Genomic DNA, 17,456 nt, shown 5'->3' with positions numbered 1-17,456 from the left:
GCGTAATTACGAGAGCCGCCCATGCGCCTGGTCCAGAACTCCCTGCACGACGAAGTCGCCGCCACCTTGCGCGAAGAGATCTTCGGCGGGGTGCTGGTGCCGGGCGCTTTCATCGACGAGGCGTCGGTGTGCGAGCGCCTGCAGATCTCGCGCACGCCCTTGCGCGAGGCGCTCAAGGTGCTGACCGCCGAAGGGCTGCTGCGGCACGAGCCGCGCCGCGGCTGCTTCGTCGCCGAGGTCACTCAGCGCGACCTCGACGAGATCTTCCCGGTGATCGCGCTGCTCGAAGGCCGCTGTGCCTGGGAGGCCGCGCGCCATGCCAGCGACGACGATCTCGCCGCGCTCGAAGCGCTGCACGACCGGCTCGCGAAGCACGCGCGGGCACGCCGCATCAACGACTACTACGCGACCAATTTCGCGATCCATGAGGCGATCATCATGCTGGCCGACAACCGCTGGCTGGCGCAGGTGATCGGCGACCTGCGCAAGATCCTCAAGCTGGCGCGGCAGCAGCAGCTGCATGCGCCGGGACGGCTCGAGCAGAGCCTGTCCGAACATCTCGCGGTGTTCGCCGCCCTCAAGGCCCGCGACAGCGACGGCGCCGAGGCCGCGATGCGGACCCACCTGAACCGCCAGCGCGAGGCCCTGCGGGCGGTCGCGCTGCAACAGAAAGCGAAGCTCATCTCATGAATGCCGGCGACTGGATCACACGCGGGGTTTCCCTGCTGCGCCCGGGCCATGCGCCCGATGGCACCAAGGCGGCCACCGATTCGACCAGGGGGAAGCGGGCCGTGGGGCCGCGCCCGCTCGGCGAGCGGCTCGAGGCGACCTTGCGCCGTCCCGGCGAGGCGCTGGGGCCGCGGGCCCTGCGCAACGCGCTGGTCGAACTGCAGTCGGTGGTCGACCCGCAGATCAGCGAGGTCGAGGCCGGTCGCCGCGCCCATGCCGTGGTGCAGTGGTATGGCGCCCGCGAGCTCGACGAGCGGCGCGACATCTGGCTGCTGATGAGCGAGCGCTTCGCGCCCGATGTGCAGAAGCTCAGCACGGCGCGCGACCGGCACGAGGCCGCGGTCGGCACGCCGGACGAAGGCCAGGCCGAGATCGGACTGCGGCGCGCCCTGGCGTCGCCGCGCGCGCGGCTGCTGCAGCGCTTCGCGATCGATCCCGACGGCATGCGCTTCCTGGTCGACCTGCGCGCCGAGCTGCTGCCGCACCTGAAGGGCGACCGCCGGCTGCTGCCGCTCGAGGCCGAGCTCGAGCACCTGTTCTCGACCTGGTTCGACATGGCTTTCCTCGACCTGCGGCGCATCAGCTGGGACTCGCCGGCCTCGCTGATCGAAAAGCTCATCCAGTACGAGGCGGTGCACGACATCAAGAGCTGGGCCGACGTCAAGAACCGGCTCGACAGCGATCGTCGCTGCTACGGATTCTTCCATCCGCGGCTGCCCAACACGCCGCTGATCTTCGTCGAGGTGGCGCTGGTCGACCACATCAGCGAGGGCATCGTGCCGCTGCTCGACGAGGCGGCCGCGGTGGTCAGGCCGGACAAGGCGACGACCGCGATCTTCTATTCGATCAGCAACACGCAAGCCGGGCTCAAGGGCGTGAGTTTCGGCGATTCGCTGATCAAGCGCGTGGTCGAGACGCTGCAGGACGAACTGCCGCGGCTGAAGGTCTTCGCGACCTTGTCGCCGATCCCCGGCTTTCGCGGCTGGCTGCCGAAGAAGGCCGACGAGATCGTCGCGCGGCTGGACGAGAAGCGGGCCGCCGAACTGGGGCGTGCCGTGGGCTCGCTGCCGCCGACCGGCGAACGTTTCCTCGCCGCGGCCGACGAGGCGCTGGCGCTCGATGCCCGCTCACCGGTGCGGCAGCTGCTGCTGCAGGCGGCGGCCGAATACCTCGGACGGGCCACGGCCGACGGCAAGCCGGTCGATCCGGTGGCGCGCTTCCATCTCGGCAACGGGGCGCGGGTGGAGCGGCTCAATTGGGGCGGCGACCCGTCGCCCAAAGGCCTCAGGCAGTCCTACGGTCTGATGGTCAATTACCTCTACGATCTCAAGCGGCTCGACAAGCACCGCGCCTGGCTCGCCCAGGGCAAGGTGGCTGTCTCGGGCGGCATCGACGACTTGTTCCTCAAGGGTTGAGAGAGCATTGGGGTCCTTCCAACCCGACGCGCCTCGGGCCCCGGCGCAAGACAGCCAAACCACAACAGGAGACAACCGATGACCTCAGGCTTTCAACGGCGGGACGTGCTGCGCCTGGCGGCGGCGGCGAGCGCCGCGATGGCGGCGGCCGGCGTACGCGCCCAGTCGCACTGGCCGGCCCGGCCGGTGACGATGATCGTGCCGTTCCCGGCCGGCGGCGGCACCGACGCCTTCGCGCGGCCGCTGTCGGCGCAGTTCACCAAGCTCACCGGCCAGACGCTGGTGATCGACAACCGCGGCGGCGCCGGCGGCACGGTGGGGGCCAGCATCGCGGCCAAGGCGGCGCCGGACGGCTATACGCTCTTCATGGGCGCGGTGCATCACGCGATCGCGCCGTCGATCTACCCCAAGCTCGACTACGACCTCGAAAGGGATTTCGTGCCGCTGCTGCTGCTGGCCAACGTGCCGCAGGTGGTGGTGGTGAATCCGAAGCGGGTCACCGAGACCACGCTCAAGGCCTTCGTCGCCAATGCCAAGCAGAACCCGGGCAAGCTCAACTACGCCTCGGCCGGCGCCGGCACCTCGCACCACCTGGCGGGCGAGCTGTTCAAGCTGCAGACCGGCACTTTCATCACGCACATTCCCTATCGAGGCGCCGGACCGGCGCTGCAGGACCTGATCGCCGGCAACGTCGACGTGATGTTCGACGGCCTCGGCTCGTCGGCCCAGCACATCAAGGCCGGCCGGATCAAGGCGCTGATGGTGGCCGGCAGCAAGCGCAATCCGGCCTTCCCCGACGTGCCCTGCGCCGCCGAGGTGGGCTTGCCCGACTACACCGTGACGACCTGGTACGGACTCTGGGCGCCCAAGGGCACGCCGGCGGAGGTGCAGGCCCGGATCGTCGACGACATGAAGAAGGCGCTCGCCAGTGACGAACTGAAGACGATCTGGGCCAGCAACGGTTCGGAGATCCCGAACGTCACCAACGCCGCCTACGCCGCTTTCGTGAATGCGGAGATCAAGCGCTGGGCGGCGGTGGTCAAGGCTTCGGGGGCGAAGCTGGAATGACGTCTTCGGTAGGGCTGCGCACGGAGGGCCCGCTGGCCTTCGTGACCCTGGCGAACAGCGGCCGCCTGAATGCCATGACGCGTGCCATGTGGCGCGAGCTGCGCGAGGTGTTCGAGCGTCTTGCGCACCAGCCAGCGCTTCGCTGCGTGGTCGTCGGCGGGGAGGGCGGCGCCTTCTGCGCCGGCGGCGACATCTCCGAATACCCCTCGTTCCGCTTCGAGGTCGAGCAGCTGCGCGCCTTCCACGAGGACGAGGTCTGGGCGGCGCTGGCCGCCATGCTGGCCTGCGAACTGCCGCTGGTCGCGTGCATCGAGGGCGCCTGCATGGGCGCCGGGCTCGAGATCGCGAGCTGCTGCGACATCCGGCTGGCCGGCGAATCGGCGAAGTTCGGCGCCCCGATCGCCAAGCTCGGTTTTCCGATGGCGCCGCGCGAGGCGGCGCTGGTGCAGGGCGCGATCGGCGAGGTGCTGGCGCGCGACATGCTGCTGGCGGCCAGCGTGCACGGCGCCGAGCGCCTGCGCGACGCCGGCTTCCTGCTGCGCGTGCTGCCCGATGCCGAGCTCCGGGCCGACGTGCTGGCCCACGCGAATCGCATTGCCGCGCTGGCGCCCGCGGCGGCGCGCCTCAACAAGGCCACCTTCGCCGCCCTGCGGCAAGCCGGCGCCCAGGCGGGTGTCGCGCCGCTGCTGGCGACCGCCTACGATTACGCCGACACCGCCGAGCATCGCGAAGGCATCGCCGCCTTCCTCGCCAAGCGGCCTCCCGTCTTTTGAGATCGACATGACCGACATTTCCAACGCCAATCTGTTCGCCGTGCTGCGCGCGGCCTTTCCCTCCGACCTCGACGCGATCGCGATCGAGACCGACGACGGCCTGTGCTATTCGTGGCGCGACCTGGACCGCGCCAGCGCCATGATCGCCAACCTGCTGGAAGCGCTGGACCTCGAGCCCGGCGCCCGCATCGCGGTCCAGGTCGAGAAGTCGGTCGAAGCGATGATGCTGTACCTGGCGACCCTGCGCGCCGGCTATGTCTTCCTGCCGCTCAACACCGCCTACCGGGGCGCCGAGATCGAGTATTTCATCGGCAATGCCGAGCCGGCCGTCGTGGTCTGCAGCAGCGCCAACGCGTCCTGGGTGGGGCCGATCGCCACCGCGGCGGGCACCCGCCATGTCTTCACGCTCGACGACGACCGCAGCGGCACATTGCTCGAAGTGGCGGCGCAATGCAGCGACCGCCACGCGATCGCCCCGAAGCAGGAAGACGATCTCGCCGCCATCCTCTACACCAGCGGCACCACCGGCCGCAGCAAGGGCGCGATGCTCACGCATCGCAACCTGTCGTCGAACGCCGAGGTGCTGAAGGACTACTGGGGCTGGCGCGGCGACGACGTGCTGATCCACGCGCTGCCGATCTTCCATGTGCATGGGCTCTTCGTCGCGATCCATGGCGCACTGATCAGCGGCAGCCGGATGATCTGGTTCAACCGCTTCGACGCCGCGCGCGTGGTGGCCCGACTGCCCGAGGCGACGGTCTTCATGGGCGTGCCCACGCTGTACGTCCGGATGCTGGCCGAGCGCGGGCTGACGAAGAAGGCCTGCCGCCGCATGCGGGTCTTCATCTCCGGCTCGGCGCCGCTCCTGATCGACACCTTCGACGCCTGGCGCGAACGCACCGGCCACACCATCCTCGAGCGCTACGGCATGAGCGAGACCGCGATGCTGACCTCCAACCCCTACAGCCCGGTGCAGGGCGAGCGGCGCGGCGGCACGGTCGGCTTTCCGCTCCCCGGCGTGCAGCTGCGGGTGCGCGACGATGCCGGCGCGCCGTGTCCGACCGGCGAGATCGGCCATATCGAGGTCGACGGGCCCAACGTGTTCGCGGGCTACTGGCGCATGCCCGAGAAGACCCGGGAAGAGTTCACCGCCGACGGCTACTTCAAGACCGGCGACGTCGGCAAGTTCGATGAACTGGGCTACGTCACGATCGTCGGACGCAGCAAGGACCTGATCATCAGCGGCGGCTACAACGTCTATCCGGCCGAGATCGAAGGCTTCATCAACGAGCTGGCCGGCGTCGCCGAGAGCGCGATCGTCGGCGTGCCGCATGCCGACTTCGGCGAGGTCGGCGTGGCCATCGTGACGGCACGGGCCGGTGCCGCGATCGACGGCGAGGCGATCATTGCCGAGCTCAAGGAAAAGCTCGCCAACTTCAAGATCCCCAAGCGTTGCTTCGTGGTCGACGAACTGCCGCGCAACGCGATGGGCAAGGTGCAGAAGGCCCTGCTGCGGGAGCAGCACAAGGCCTTGTTCAAGGCCTGAGGGCCTTACTGGACCAGCAGCACCGAGATGTCGGTCTCGGCCACCACCTTGGTCGCGACCGAGCCCATCAGCGCCCGGCCGAACAGGCCGTGGCCGTGCGTGCCCATCACGATCAGTTCGGCGCCGCAGTCGGCGGCGGCCTTGAGGATTTCCTCGGCGGCATGGCCGTGGCGCTGGTCGACCTTGTAGCTGGTGATGCCGGCGCGGGCCAACGTGGCCTTGAGCGGATCGAGCACCTTGGCGGTCTCTTCGGCGTAGTAGTCGCGCACGATCTCCTTGCTGAGGTGGCGGGTCACATGGCCGGGCACGCCGATGCACACGTGCACCACGACGAGTTCATTGCCGTCGATGAACATGGCGCGGTTCTTCGCCAGGTAGTCGATGGCTTTCTGGGTGTGCGCGCTGCCGTCGACGGCGATCAGGATCTTCATGCAAGGCCTCTCGTTGTTCTGGATGGGATGACGGGCCGGACTCAGCGCAGGACCAGCACCGGCAGGTCGGAATGGGTGAGCACATGCTGGGTCTCGCTGCCCAGCAGCAGTCGCTTGATGCCCTTGCGGCCATGCGAGGCCATGACGATCGTGTCGCTGTCGTGCTTCTTCGCGGCGGCGATGATGGCGTCGCCGACAAGGTCGGCGCTGACCGTCGAGGTCTTGACCTTGACGCCGCTGGCCTCGGCCTGCTTGGCGATCTCGTCGAGCGACGCTTGAGCCGCCTCGGACCATTGCTTCTCGATGCGGCCGATGTCCTCGGGCGTGAACACGGCGGCGCCGTCGAAGTAGTTGGTCGGGTAGCGTGGCACCACGGTCACGGCGACCAGCTCGGCGCCGTTCTGCGAGGCCAGCGCGATGGCGCTTGCCACGGCCTTCTTGGCGAGGGGGGAGCCGTCGGTGGCGACCAGGATTCGCTTGAACATGAATGCTCCTGTGGTTGGACCGCCAAGAGCTTAATACAAGGGTCGCCGGGACGGACTTGATTCACGTCATGCCGACGGGGGAAAGCGCCGGTGCAAAAAAAAAGCCACGGCGCCTGTTGCGGGGCCGTGGCTTTCGATGAAAGGTGTCTGCGAGTGTGAGCCGAACCCGCATCCTGAACCAGGGTTCAGGTGGGCGAGGTCAGCAAGGCTTCGGGTTCATCTGACGCGAGATGATCACACCCGCCAAGCGATGTTCCAAGCCCTGCTCCGGAGAGCATTGGTACAAGGAAATATAGAGCCCAGCTTCGCACCGCAGACGAAACGTATTTTACGCCCGCCGTGACCTGCGCGCCCACGCTTCAGAGTAAATGTCCGTCGCCGGCGAGGGCCTGGTCGAGGCGCTGGACCAATTGCGCGGCGCGTGCGTCGTCTTCGGCACTGCCGGCGGCCGCAGCGGCCGGCGCGGGGGGCGGCGCTGGCGCGGGCGCGGCTTCGCGCTGCACGAGGTCGAAAGCGAGGTTCAGCGAGGCCAGCACCGCGATCCGGTCGCGCGCCTTGACCTTGCCGGCGTCGCGGATCTTGCACATGGCGGCGTCGACTCGCTCGACCGCTTCGCGCAGTTGCGGCTCGCCGCCTTCGGGGCAGCCGAGCAGGTAGCTCTGGCCCATGATCTGGACTTCGATTTGTTTCATCAGGGAGCGTCTTGGCCGGGATCGGCGGGCAGGTGGTCGAGCAGGGCATCGAGCCGCGTGCGCGCCGCGGCGAGCCGCGATTTGAGGGTGTCGCGTTCGCGCGTGAGCGCGTCGACCTGGTCCTGGAGCAGCGCATTGGTGCGCTGTACTTCCTCATGGCGCACGAGCAGGCGTTCGACGCGCTCGGCGATCTGGTCAATACGGCTCGGTGCAGGCATGGAGGACGATTGTAGTTACCGGCGCCGGCGTGTTTGCATCGCCGCACGCAAGGCGGATGCCAAGAAACCCTACAATTCCACGCGTTGGTGCTCGCGCCGCGGTTCACGCGGCGCAGTTCAACGGGAAGCAGGAGGCGGAGCCCATCGGGCCGAGCCAACCTGCGCTGCCCCCGCAACGGTCAAGCAGACGGCATCTTCGGATGCCACCCTCGTCAATCAGCCACTGGGCGCTCTGAAACAGGCGCCTGGGAAGGCGGCGAGGGCCGCGCTGCCAGCCCGGATACCGGCCAACGAGGCGGCTGCCGCATGGAGAGAAGCATGTCGGCGGCCATGACGTCCAAACGCCGGCGGGGAAGCCGGCGACGGGCATTGATCTTTGTCGCTTCCATGAAATCTGTCGTCTCGTCCGCCTGCGCCATCCGCAGCGCTTCGCCGTGCCCGCTTCCGCGCGCCCCTGCCATCGCGCTGGCCATCGTTTCCCTGACCTCGCTGCCGAACCTGGCCTCGGCCCAGGAGGCCGCTGCGGCGACCCTGGCCGAAACCGTCGTGACGGCAACGCGCGCGCCAGCCCGCATCGACGAACTGGTGTCGGACACCGTGGTGATCGAACGGGCCCAGATCGAGCAGCAGGCCAGCCGTACCTTGCCCGAAATCCTGGCCCGCATGGCGGGGGTGCAGATCTCGGCCAACGGCGGCCTGGGCAAGGGCAGCAGCGTGTACATCCGCGGCGCCGAGGCGCGCCACACCATCCTCCTGATCGACGGCGTGCGCTACGGCTCGGCGACGCTCGGCACGCCGGTCTGGGACAACATCCCGGTCGAGCTGATCGACCGCATCGAAGTGGTCAAGGGGCCCGGCTCGGCGCTCTACGGCAGCGACGGCGTCGGCGGCGTCGTGCAGATCTTCACGCGCAAGGCGGCGCCGGGCGAGACGGTGTTCAACCCGCGCGCCTCCACCACCATCGGCAGCGACAGCTACAAGCAGATCACCGGCGGCTTCAGTGGCGGCGCGGGCGCGGCGACCTACTCGCTCGACGTCACGCGCACGCTGGTCAACAGCGTCTCGGCCACCAATCGCAACGTGCAGTTCGGCAACTTCAACCCCGACCGCGATCCGTTCTCGCAGACCGGCGCCAACGCTTCCTTCGGCTACCAGTTCACGCCGGACTGGAAGTTCGACGCCGGCATGCTGTACGCCGATGGCCTGAACCACTACGACGACGGCCCCGGCCGCGACACCCGCGGCACACTGCGGACCCAGACCGGCTATGCCGGCGTCAATGGCCGGGTGCTGTCCAACTGGACCACCCAGCTGCGCTATTCGCGCAGCGACGACGACACGCGCGCGATCGTGGCGGCGCCGTTCAACCTGCCGGGCCTTTTCAACACGACGCAGGACCAGTACCTCTGGCAAAACGACATCGCGACCCCGATCGGCACCGTGGTGGCCGGTCTCGAGCGCCTGGAGCAGAAGGTCAAGAGCGACACCGCGTACACGGTGACCGAGCGCACGATCGATGCCGGCTTCGTCGGCCTGAACGGCAATTCCGGTCCCCACAGCTGGCAGTTCAACGCGCGTCACGACAGCAACTCGCAGTTCGGCGACGACGACACCTGGTATGCCGGCTACGCCTACCGCATCACGCCGAACTGGCGCGTCAGCATCTCGCAGGGCACCAGCTTCGTGGCGCCGTCGTTCAACCAGCTCTACTACCCGGGCTTCGGCAATCCGGCGCTCAAGCCGGAGGAGGGCAAGAACACGGATATCGGCATCACCTGGACCGAGGGCGCCCACACGGTGAAGCTGGTCGGCTACGACAACAAGATCCAGGGCTTCATCACCAACACGACGCTGCCGCAGAACATTCCCGAGGCGCGCATCACCGGCGGCACGCTGAGCTACGACGGCCAGTTCGACGCCGTGGGCCTGCATGCCAGCTACGACTCGCTCGATCCGCGCAACGAGATCAGCGGCAAGCAGCTGCCGCGCCGGGCCCAGAACCAGGCGACGCTGGCGATCGACTACACCACCGGCCCCTGGAAACTGGGCGCTTCGGCCCTGAGCGTCGGCAGCCGCTTTGACGACACGGCCAACACGCGCAAACTCGGCGCCTACACCACGATCGACCTCTATGTGGATTACCGCTTCGCCAAGGACTGGTCGGTGCAGGGCCGCATCACCAACCTGACCGATGAACACTACGAGACCGCCTATGGCTACAACCAGGCCGGAATCGGCGCCTACCTGACCGTGCGGTGGCAGCCGAAGCAGTGAGCATCGTCCGCCGCGAACTGGTCCTCGGGGGTCAGAAGAGCGGCAAGTCGCGCCGCGGCGAGCAGATCGCCGCGGCGTGGCTGGCGCGCTCGCCCTCGCACCGCGCGGTGCTGGTGGCCACCGCGCGGGCGCTCGACGAGGAGATGCTGGCGCGCGTGACGCGGCATCGCGAGGATCGCGCGGCCCGCCTGCCGGCCATGGAAACGGTCGAGGAGCCGCTGGCGCTGGCGCAGGCGATCCGCGAGAACGCCGGCCCCCGCACGCTGGTGCTGGTCGATTGCCTGACGCTCTGGCTGACCAATCTGATGGTGCCTTTCGGGGCGCCGCGCGCGTCGATGACGGCCGATCGCGCGGTCGCCGAGTTGCTGCAGGCGATCGGCGAGTCGCCTGGTCCGCTGGTCCTGGTCGGCAACGAGATTGGCCTTGGCGTGATTCCGCTCGGCCGCGAGGTGCGTGCCTTCATCGACGCCCTGGGCCTCCTGAACCAGCAGGTCGCCGCCGCCTGCGAGCGCGTCACGCTGATGGCCGCCGGGCTGCCGCTGACCCTGAAGGATGCGCCATGAAGCGGATCGCCCGGCTGTGGTTCGCCGGCTGGCTGTGTGCGCTGGGGCTGGCGGCCCAGGCGACCGTGGTGGTCGACGAGCGCGGCGTGGGCGTCGAGCTGACGAGGCCGCCGCAGCGCATCGTGACCGTGCTGCCGTCGCTCACCGAATCGGTCTGCGCGCTGGGCGCCTGCGACCGGCTGGTGGGTGTCGACCGCTATTCGAACTGGCCGGCGTCGGTGCGGGCGCTGCCGCAGGTCGGCGGCGGCATCGATCCGAACGTCGAGGCGATCGTCGCGCTCAAGCCCGACGTGGTGCTGCTGGCGAAGTCCTCGCGGGTCACCGACCGGCTCGAGGCACTGGGACTCAAGGTGGTGGTGCTCGAGCCGAAGAACCATGCCGACGTCCGGCGGGTGCTCGACGCGCTCGCCCGGGTGCTCGGCACCGGCGATGCGACAGCGGTCTGGCGCGCCATCGATGCCAGCGTGTCGGCGGCGGCCCAGTCGCTGCCCGAGCGCGTGAAGCGCACGCGCGTGTACTTCGAAGTCAACAGCGCCCCGTATGCGGCCGGCGAAGCCTCCTTCATCGGCGAGACCCTGGCGCGGCTCGGCGCCAGGAACATCGTGCCGGCTGCGCTGGGGCCATTTCCGAAGCTCAACCCCGAGTTCGTGGTCCGCGCCGATCCCGACCTGATCATGGTCGGCGAGCGCAGCGCCCAGGGGCTGGAGCAGCGGCCGGGCTGGGGCCGCATCAAGGCCGTGCGCGAAGGCCGCATCTGCCGCTTCACGGCCGAGCAATCCGACGTGCTGGTCCGGCCCGGGCCGCGCATGGGCGAGGCGGCGCGCCTGATGGCCGAGTGCCTGCAGGAGCACGGGTGAAGGGGCAGCAGCGCCGCGCCTGGGGGCTGGGCATCCTGCTGGTGGCGCTGGCCGGCGCGCTGCTGGTGCTGGGCGCGGGCATCGGCAGCACCGGTTTCGAGAACCTGCTGGCGGCCGGCGACGACCCGGTGGCGCTGCAGATCGTGCGCGACATCCGGCTGCCGCGCACGCTCGGCGCCTGGCTCGCGGGCGCGCTGCTGGGACTGGCGGGCGCGGTCGCGCAAGGGCTGTTCCGCAATCCGCTGGCCGATCCGTACCTGCTGGGCAGCGCCTCGGGCGCATCGCTCGGCGTCGCGCTGGCGCTCTGGCTGTTCGGCCTGTCGCCGACCAGCACGCAATGGGTGGTGCGCCTGGGGCTGACCGGCGCGGCCTTCCTCGGTGCGGTGCTGGCGGTGCTGCTGACCTTGCTGCTGGCGCGCGGCGTCCAGCAGACCTTGCGACTGCTGTTGGCGGGCGTGATCGTCGGCGTGGTGCTGGGGGCGGCCAAGGACCTGCTGACCATCGCCTCGGCCGACATCCTGCAGGCCATCCAGGGCTTCATGCTCGGCAGCACCGGGCTGGTGGGCTGGAGCGCTTGCGCCGTGATGGGCGGGCTCGGCGTCGCATGCCTTCTGCTGGGCTGGGCGTTGGCGCCGGTGCTCGACGGCCTGGCGCTCGGCGAGGCCACGGCGGCCAGCCTCGGGCTGCCGCTCGGCGCCATGCGCGCCGCGCTGGTGGCGGTGCTGGCGCTGGCGACCGGCACCGCGGTGGCGCAGACCGGGCTGATCGCCTTCGTCGGCCTGGCGGCGCCGCACCTGGTGCGCTCGGTGGTCAAGACCACGCATGGGCGGCTGATCGTGCTGTCCACCGCGATGGGCGGACTGCTGCTGATGGCGGCCGACCTGCTGGCGCGCTGGATGGTCGCGCCGCAGGAACTGCCGGTCGGCGTGCTGACCGCGGTGCTCGGCGGCAGCTACCTGCTGTGGCTGATGCACCGGCGCAGCGCGCGGGGTGGCCTGTGAGCACGCCGGCCGCGCTCGAAGCCCGCGGCGTGTCGGCCAGGCTCGGCCTGGCCGAGGTGCTGCACGGCATCGACCTGTCGCTGGCGTCGGGGCGCTGGACCAGCATCGTCGGTCCCAACGGCGCGGGCAAGTCGACCTTGCTCAAGGTGCTCGCCGGCCTGCTGGCCCATGGCGGAGAGGTGCGCCTCCATGGGCAAGCGTTGAGCACGCTCCCGGGCCGGGCTCGGGCCCGGCGCCTGTCGTGGCTGGGCCAGGGCGTGGCCGGCGAGGGCAGCGCCGACGACCTGACGGTCTACGACGTCGCGATGCTCGGGCGCCTGCCGCACCAGCGCTGGCTGGCTGCCCCGAGCGCGGCCGACCGGGCGGCGGTCGAGCGCGCACTGCGCAGCACCCAGGCCTGGGACTGGCGCGAGCGGCCGCTTGGCCAGCTGTCGGGCGGCGAACGCCAGCGGGTGCTGCTGGCGCGGGCGCTGGCGGTCGAGGCCGAGCTGCTGCTGATGGACGAGCCGCTCGCCAACCTCGACCCGCCGCACCAGGCCGACTGGATGCGGACCGTGCAGGCGCTGGTGGCCGAAGGCAAGACCGTGGTCAGCGTGCTGCACGAACTCAACGCCGCGCTCGCCGCCGACGCGATGGTCGTGATGGCGGCAGGCCGCGTGACCCATCACGGCGGCTGCGGCGATGCCGCGACCCATCGGGCGCTCGAAGCGGTGTTCGACCACCGGGTCGCCTTTCACCACGTGGCGGGCCAATGGCTGGCCCTGCCGCACTGACAACCGAAGCACATGCAGATCGAAACTCCTCCCAGCGAAAAACCCTATGAGAAGCCCGAAGGCGAGCGCCGCGGGCTGGTGATCGTCAACACCGGCGACGGCAAGGGCAAGAGCACCGCCGCCTTCGGGCTCGCCCTGCGCGCCCACGGCCGCGGCAAGGCGGTGAAGATCTACCAGTTCATGAAGGTGCCGAGCGCGCGCTTCGGCGAGCACCGGATGTTCGAGCAGCTCGGCATCCCGATCGAAGGCCTCGGCGACGGCTTCAGCTGGAAGAGCCAGGATCTCGAGCACTCGGCGCAGCTGGCGCGCGATGGCTGGGAGCGGGCCCGCGCCGCGATCCTGTCGGGCGCGCACTTCCTGGTCGTGCTCGACGAGATCACCTACCCGCTGATCTACGGCTGGCTGCCGCTCGACAGCGTGCTGGAGACGCTGCGCACGCGGCCGAAGGAGGTGCACGTGGTGCTGACCGGTCGCCGCTGCCCGCCCGAGATCGTCGAACTGGCCGACACCGTGACCGAGATGCAGATGGTCAAGCACGCGTTCAAGGCCGGCATCCCCGCCCAGCGCGGCATCGAGGATTGAGCGCGATCGCGGCCCTCTGGCTGGCGCTGGCCATCGACCGATGGTTCGGTGAGCCGCCGGCGCGCTGGCATCCTGTGGTGTGGATCGGCCGCTGTCTGGGCTGGGCCGGTCGGCGCATCGCACCGCCGGCCGGTGCGCCGGCGCGCGCGCGGGCGGCCTTCGCCGGTGGCGCGCTCGCCTGGTGCGCCGGCGCCGCGCTGGTCGCCGCCGCCGCCTGCGCGGTCGCCGAAGTTGCGAGCCGCCTGCCGGCCTGGGCCGGGCCGCTGCTGACCGGCATCGCCCTCAAGCCGCTGCTCGCCTGGCGCATGCTGCGCGACGAGGTGCTGGCGGTCGAGGCCGCGCTCGGCCGGTCGCTCGATGAAGGCCGCGGCCGGCTGGCGCGGCTGGTGAGCCGCGACGTGGGCGCGCTGGACGCGGTCGGGGTGCGCGAAAGCGCGATCGAATCGCTGGCCGAGAACCTCAACGATTCGCTGGTGGCGCCGCTGTTCTGGTTTGCGCTGTTCGGCCTGCCGGGTGCGGCGCTCTACCGCTTCGCCAACACCGCGGATGCGATGTGGGGCTACCGCGGCGAGCGCGAAGGCCGGCAGTGGACCTGGGCCGGCAAATGGGCCGCCCGCGCCGACGACCTGCTGTCGTGGCTGCCCGCCCGCCTGACGGCCCTGTTCCTGTGGGGCGCTTCGGCGGCGGCGGGCGCAGGACTCGGGACCCTGCGCCGCGAAGCCGGCCGGACGCCGTCGCCCAACAGCGGCTGGCCGATGGCCGCGATGGCGCTGCAGCTGGGAATCCGGCTGGGAAAACCCGGCGTCTATGCGCTCAACGAAAGCGGCCGAAGCGCCACAGCGGCCGACACCGCGCAGGCAGCGCGGCTCGCCGCCCGCGGGGTCGCGCTGGCCGGCGCCTGCGCCTCGGCCGCGATCGGCTGCATTGCGCTGCGGGGTGCGGCATGAGGGCCTCCGAGATGTTCGAACTGATGCACGGCGGACCCGACGCCCAGGGCGCGGTCCCGCACGATTTCTCGACCAACGGCAATGCCTGCGGGCCCTGTCCCGCCGCGCTGCAGGCACTGCAGGCAGCGGACGCGAGCCGCTACCCCGATCCGCACTACCTCGAACTGCGCGATCGGCTGGCCGGCTTCCATGGCGTCGAGGCCCATCGGGTCGTGATCGCCGCCAGCGCCAGCGAGTTCATCGGCCGTGTCACGGCCGCCGTGTCCCAGGGCGGCGGCGGGCGGGTCCGGCTGCCGCCGCACGGCTACGGCGACTACGCGCGGGCCGCCAAGGCCTGGCACTTCCAGCCGGCGACGGTCGATGGCGCGGCCGACCTGGTCTGGTGCTGCGACCCGGGCAGCCCGCTGGGCCTGCCGCAGGAGGACCTGGCGCGCCGGGTGGGTCAACTGGGTCCCCATGCGACCTGCGTTCTCGACCTGGCCTACGAACCGCTTCGTCTCGAAGGGGCGTTGGCGCTGGACGCGACGCAGCGCGACCGCGTCTGGCAGCTCTGGACGCCCAACAAGGCGCTCGGGCTGACCGGCGTGCGGGCCGCCTATGCGATTGCGCCGGTGGCGGCGCAGGACCTGGGCGCGCGGCTGGCCCGGCTGGCGCCTTCCTGGCCGCTCGGCGCCCATGGCGTGGCCCTGCTCGAGGCCTGGACCGGCGGAGCGGCGCGGCAGTGGCTCGACGACAGCCTGGCCACCCTCCGGGCCTGGAAGGCGGCGCAGCGCGGTGCTTGCGAATCGCTGGGGTGGCGCCTGCTGCCGGGCGACGCCAACTTCTTCTGCGCCGAGCCGGACGTCGCGCTCACGCCGGCCCGCAGCGCGGCGCTCCGGCAGGCCGGCATCAAGCTGCGCGACACGGCTTCGTTCGGGCTTCCGGGGCTGGTGCGGCTCGGCGTCCTGCCGCCCGCCAGCCAGGAAGCGCTGCGGCAGGCCTGGCGCGCGGCGCGGCGCTGAGTCAGGTCCGCTGCAGCTGCGGGTGCTTGGCGAACAGCTCCGCCGCCCAGTCGACGAAGGCGCGCACCTTCGCGCTCAGGTGGCGGTTGGGCGGATACACCACGTGCACCGGCAGCGGCGGCCGCGTCCAGTCCGGCAGGATCTGCACCAGCTCGCCGCTCGCGATGAAGGGCTCGGCCATGTAGGTGATGACCTGCGACAGTCCGAAGCCGCCGAGCACCGCCGTCATGTGGGCATTGCTGTCGTTGACCGAGACCCGGTAGGGCCCCGTGATCTCGAACTTCTCGTCGCCCCGGTGGAACTCTTCCGGAAACATGCGCCGCGTGCTGCCCGAGAAGAAGCCCACCACCAGGTGGCGCTTCTCGATGTCCGTGGGGTGCTGGGGGGCGCCGTAGCGCTTCAGGTAGGCCGGCGAGGCGACCGTCATCCAGGGCAGGTTGCCGATCCGCCGCGCCACCAGCGACTGGTCGGTCAGGTCGCCGCCGCGGATCACGCAATCGACGTTGTCGGAGATCAGGTCCACCGCCCGGTCGCTGACGCCGACGTCGACCTGGATGTCGGGATAGCGGTCGCAGAAGGTCGACAGGGCCGGCAGGATCACCAAGCGGGCCATCGACGAGCCGACGTCGATCCGCAGCCGGCCGGTCGGGTTGGCCTGGGCGTTGGTCATGCTGGCCTCGATGTCGTCGAAGTCGTTCAGCAGCCGGGCGGTTCGTTCGTAGTAGGCCGCGCCGTCGGGCGTGACGGTGACGCGCCGGGTGGTGCGGTTGAGCAGCTTGACGTGCAGCCGCGATTCCAGCGCCTGGATCTGCTTGGTGACCGTGCCCTTGGGCAGGCCGAGCGAGTCCGCGGCGCGGGTGAACGTGCCGGCTTCGACGACGCGGACGAAAATCCGCATGCCCTGGATCTGGTCCATCTATGCTGCTCCTGGGGGTGGCGGAATGCCTCGGGGGAGCGGATTCTCACACGGGCATCGGATGCGATTGTTAGTCGGATGGAAACAGAGTGGGGCCCGGTGTCTGTTTGAACCCACCCCGCCCCGCCTTATATTTCGTTCATCGTCCATCCACCGAGGCCGTCCATGTCCAGCCGTTCCATTGAGCAACCCGTTGCCGCCGCCTCCACGGCCGCTGCACGGGACGCCGAGACCGATATCCGCATCGAATTGCCGGATCGGGAACCGGTGCAGGCCCGCCTGTACGGTGTTCGGCCGCGCGGAGCGACCGTGCCGCTGGTGCTGCATTTCCATGGCGGCACCTTCGTCTGCGGCGACCTCGACAACGGCCGCAGCGTGGCCCGGCTGCTGGCCGGCGCCGGCGCCGTGGTGGTTTCGCTGGACTACCCGCTGGCGCCCAAGGCCCCGTTCCCGGAGCCGATCGAGGTCGGCTTCGCCGCGCTCGAATGGCTCTACAAGCAACGCGTCAAGCTGGCCGGCAAGGGCGCCGAGGTGTTCCTGGCGGGCGAGGAGGCCGGCGGCAACCTCGCAGCCGCGGTGGCGCTGATGGCGCGCGACCGGGCCCACCCGCCGCTGGCCGGCCAGATCCTGCTGTCGCCGATGCTGGACCCCTGCGCTGGGACCGCATCGCTGCGCAAGGCCACCGGCGACGCAACCCAGTGCAAGTGGGCGTCGGGCTGGCAGGAATACCTCAAGCGGCCGGTCAACGCGACCCATCCCTATGCGGTGCCTGGCGGCTCGCTGCGGCTGGCGCAGGTGGCGCGGACCCTGGTGCTGGTCGGCAAGGACGATCCGATGCGCGACGAGGCGCTGAACTTCGCGCGCCGGCTCGCCGATGCCGGCATCGAGGTCACGAGCAGCGTGCTGCCGGGCGCGGCGAACTGGCCCGAGGCGCTCTACGAACCCGAGGGTTCGGGCTGCGCGGCCTGCGAGGCGGCGGTGCAGAAGCACTTCCGCGACTTCTTCAGCGCGACGCCACCGCCGCACTGAGCGACGGCGCACGGCAGGCCGTGCGCCGCTGGTTCCGGTGACCCGGAACTCCCAGACCAGACCGAGGTGAAGGCACCTCGAAGCCAACGGCGCCAACCCGCCGTGGGGCGGCGTTCGCCCCGCAGATTTTCTTTCTACCGCTGTCCTGCGCCACCC

General features: G+C 70.3%; 19 protein-coding genes and 1 riboswitch. Of the genes, 14 read left to right on the top strand and 5 right to left on the bottom strand.

Going from position 1 to position 17,456, the window contains the following annotated elements:
- Positions 1 to 21: 21 nt before the first annotated feature.
- From AC1DF3_RS10825 to AC1DF3_RS10805, 5 genes are all read left to right on the top strand, one after another.
- A complete protein-coding gene (locus AC1DF3_RS10825; protein ID WP_286504229.1) occupies positions 22 to 690 on the top strand; it encodes a GntR family transcriptional regulator in 669 nt (222 codons plus the stop codon).
- Positions 687 to 2,144, top strand: coding sequence for a malonyl-CoA decarboxylase (locus AC1DF3_RS10820; RefSeq protein WP_286531641.1), 1,458 nt, complete (start codon positions 687 to 689; stop codon positions 2,142 to 2,144). Before AC1DF3_RS10825 ends, AC1DF3_RS10820 begins: the two co-directional genes overlap by 4 nt.
- 78 nt (positions 2,145 to 2,222) lie before the next feature.
- Positions 2,223 to 3,212: a Bug family tripartite tricarboxylate transporter substrate binding protein gene (locus tag AC1DF3_RS10815; RefSeq protein WP_478139632.1), complete on the top strand. Its 990-nt coding sequence runs from the start codon at positions 2,223 to 2,225 to the stop codon at positions 3,210 to 3,212.
- A complete protein-coding gene (locus AC1DF3_RS10810) occupies positions 3,209 to 3,985 on the top strand; it encodes an enoyl-CoA hydratase/isomerase family protein (RefSeq protein WP_478139631.1) in 777 nt (258 codons plus the stop codon). Before AC1DF3_RS10815 ends, AC1DF3_RS10810 begins: the two co-directional genes overlap by 4 nt.
- A 7-nt stretch (positions 3,986 to 3,992) precedes the next feature.
- Positions 3,993 to 5,531, top strand: coding sequence for a malonate--CoA ligase (locus AC1DF3_RS10805; RefSeq protein WP_478139630.1), 1,539 nt, complete (start codon positions 3,993 to 3,995; stop codon positions 5,529 to 5,531).
- Between the two features lie 5 nt (positions 5,532 to 5,536).
- Here the strand turns inward: AC1DF3_RS10805 and AC1DF3_RS10800 are convergent, their stop codons facing one another.
- The 4 genes from AC1DF3_RS10800 to AC1DF3_RS10785 form a co-directional block, all read right to left on the bottom strand.
- Positions 5,537 to 5,962 carry a universal stress protein gene (locus AC1DF3_RS10800; protein WP_286531646.1) on the bottom strand — a complete coding sequence of 142 codons (426 nt, stop codon included), beginning with the start codon at positions 5,960 to 5,962 and terminating at the stop codon, positions 5,537 to 5,539.
- Positions 5,963 to 6,003: 41 nt separating this feature from the next.
- Complete coding sequence (locus AC1DF3_RS10795) at positions 6,004 to 6,447, bottom strand: universal stress protein (protein WP_286531648.1); 444 nt, start codon at positions 6,445 to 6,447, stop codon at positions 6,004 to 6,006.
- Positions 6,448 to 6,806: 359 nt separating this feature from the next.
- A complete protein-coding gene (locus AC1DF3_RS10790; RefSeq protein WP_286531649.1) occupies positions 6,807 to 7,139 on the bottom strand; it encodes a cell division protein ZapA in 333 nt (110 codons plus the stop codon).
- Complete coding sequence (locus AC1DF3_RS10785; RefSeq protein WP_286531650.1) at positions 7,139 to 7,357, bottom strand: DUF904 domain-containing protein; 219 nt, start codon at positions 7,355 to 7,357, stop codon at positions 7,139 to 7,141. The genes AC1DF3_RS10790 and AC1DF3_RS10785 overlap by 1 nt, the downstream gene beginning before the upstream one ends.
- A gap of 68 nt (positions 7,358 to 7,425) precedes the next feature.
- Positions 7,426 to 7,663: riboswitch (cobalamin riboswitch) on the top strand.
- 81 nt (positions 7,664 to 7,744) lie between these two features.
- Here AC1DF3_RS10785 and AC1DF3_RS10780 point away from each other — a divergent pair.
- From AC1DF3_RS10780 to AC1DF3_RS10745, 8 genes are read left to right on the top strand one after another with little or no spacing between them, the layout of a single operon-like run.
- Complete coding sequence (locus AC1DF3_RS10780; RefSeq protein ID WP_478139629.1) at positions 7,745 to 9,631, top strand: TonB-dependent receptor domain-containing protein; 1,887 nt, start codon at positions 7,745 to 7,747, stop codon at positions 9,629 to 9,631.
- On the top strand, positions 9,613 to 10,194 hold the full coding sequence (locus AC1DF3_RS10775; RefSeq protein ID WP_478139628.1) for a bifunctional adenosylcobinamide kinase/adenosylcobinamide-phosphate guanylyltransferase: 582 nt from the start codon (positions 9,613 to 9,615) through the stop codon (positions 10,192 to 10,194). Before AC1DF3_RS10780 ends, AC1DF3_RS10775 begins: the two co-directional genes overlap by 19 nt.
- Positions 10,191 to 11,051 (top strand): ABC transporter substrate-binding protein, encoded by an 861-nt coding sequence (locus tag AC1DF3_RS10770; protein WP_478139627.1) that lies wholly within the window; start codon positions 10,191 to 10,193, stop codon positions 11,049 to 11,051. Before AC1DF3_RS10775 ends, AC1DF3_RS10770 begins: the two co-directional genes overlap by 4 nt.
- A complete protein-coding gene (locus AC1DF3_RS10765; RefSeq protein WP_301812318.1) occupies positions 11,048 to 12,052 on the top strand; it encodes a FecCD family ABC transporter permease in 1,005 nt (334 codons plus the stop codon). Before AC1DF3_RS10770 ends, AC1DF3_RS10765 begins: the two co-directional genes overlap by 4 nt.
- A complete protein-coding gene (locus tag AC1DF3_RS10760) occupies positions 12,049 to 12,825 on the top strand; it encodes an ABC transporter ATP-binding protein (protein WP_301812317.1) in 777 nt (258 codons plus the stop codon). The genes AC1DF3_RS10765 and AC1DF3_RS10760 overlap by 4 nt, the downstream gene beginning before the upstream one ends.
- 12 nt (positions 12,826 to 12,837) lie before the next feature.
- Positions 12,838 to 13,407 carry a cob(I)yrinic acid a,c-diamide adenosyltransferase gene (cobO, locus tag AC1DF3_RS10755; RefSeq protein ID WP_301812316.1) on the top strand — a complete coding sequence of 190 codons (570 nt, stop codon included), beginning with the start codon at positions 12,838 to 12,840 and terminating at the stop codon, positions 13,405 to 13,407.
- Complete coding sequence (gene cbiB / locus AC1DF3_RS10750; RefSeq protein ID WP_478139626.1) at positions 13,404 to 14,354, top strand: adenosylcobinamide-phosphate synthase CbiB; 951 nt, start codon at positions 13,404 to 13,406, stop codon at positions 14,352 to 14,354. Before cobO ends, cbiB begins: the two co-directional genes overlap by 4 nt.
- Positions 14,351 to 15,355 (top strand): aminotransferase class I/II-fold pyridoxal phosphate-dependent enzyme, encoded by a 1,005-nt coding sequence (locus AC1DF3_RS10745; protein WP_478139625.1) that lies wholly within the window; start codon positions 14,351 to 14,353, stop codon positions 15,353 to 15,355. The genes cbiB and AC1DF3_RS10745 overlap by 4 nt, the downstream gene beginning before the upstream one ends.
- Position 15,356: 1 nt before the next feature.
- On the opposite strand, the gene AC1DF3_RS10740 is transcribed toward AC1DF3_RS10745, so the two are convergent.
- Positions 15,357 to 16,271, bottom strand: a complete 915-nt coding sequence (locus tag AC1DF3_RS10740) for a LysR family transcriptional regulator (RefSeq protein WP_286531661.1) — start codon at positions 16,269 to 16,271, stop codon at positions 15,357 to 15,359.
- Positions 16,272 to 16,436: 165 nt separating this feature from the next.
- On the opposite strand from AC1DF3_RS10740, the gene AC1DF3_RS10735 reads away from it, so the two are divergent.
- Entirely contained in the window at positions 16,437 to 17,300 is an 864-nt protein-coding gene (locus tag AC1DF3_RS10735) for an alpha/beta hydrolase (RefSeq protein WP_286531663.1), read from the top strand.
- Positions 17,301 to 17,456: the final 156 nt, after the last annotated feature.

This window comes from Variovorax sp. 10N432 (assembly GCF_056394465.1).
Note: the sequence above shows the minus strand (reverse complement) of the source record. Positions and strands in the feature narration are given on the sequence as shown.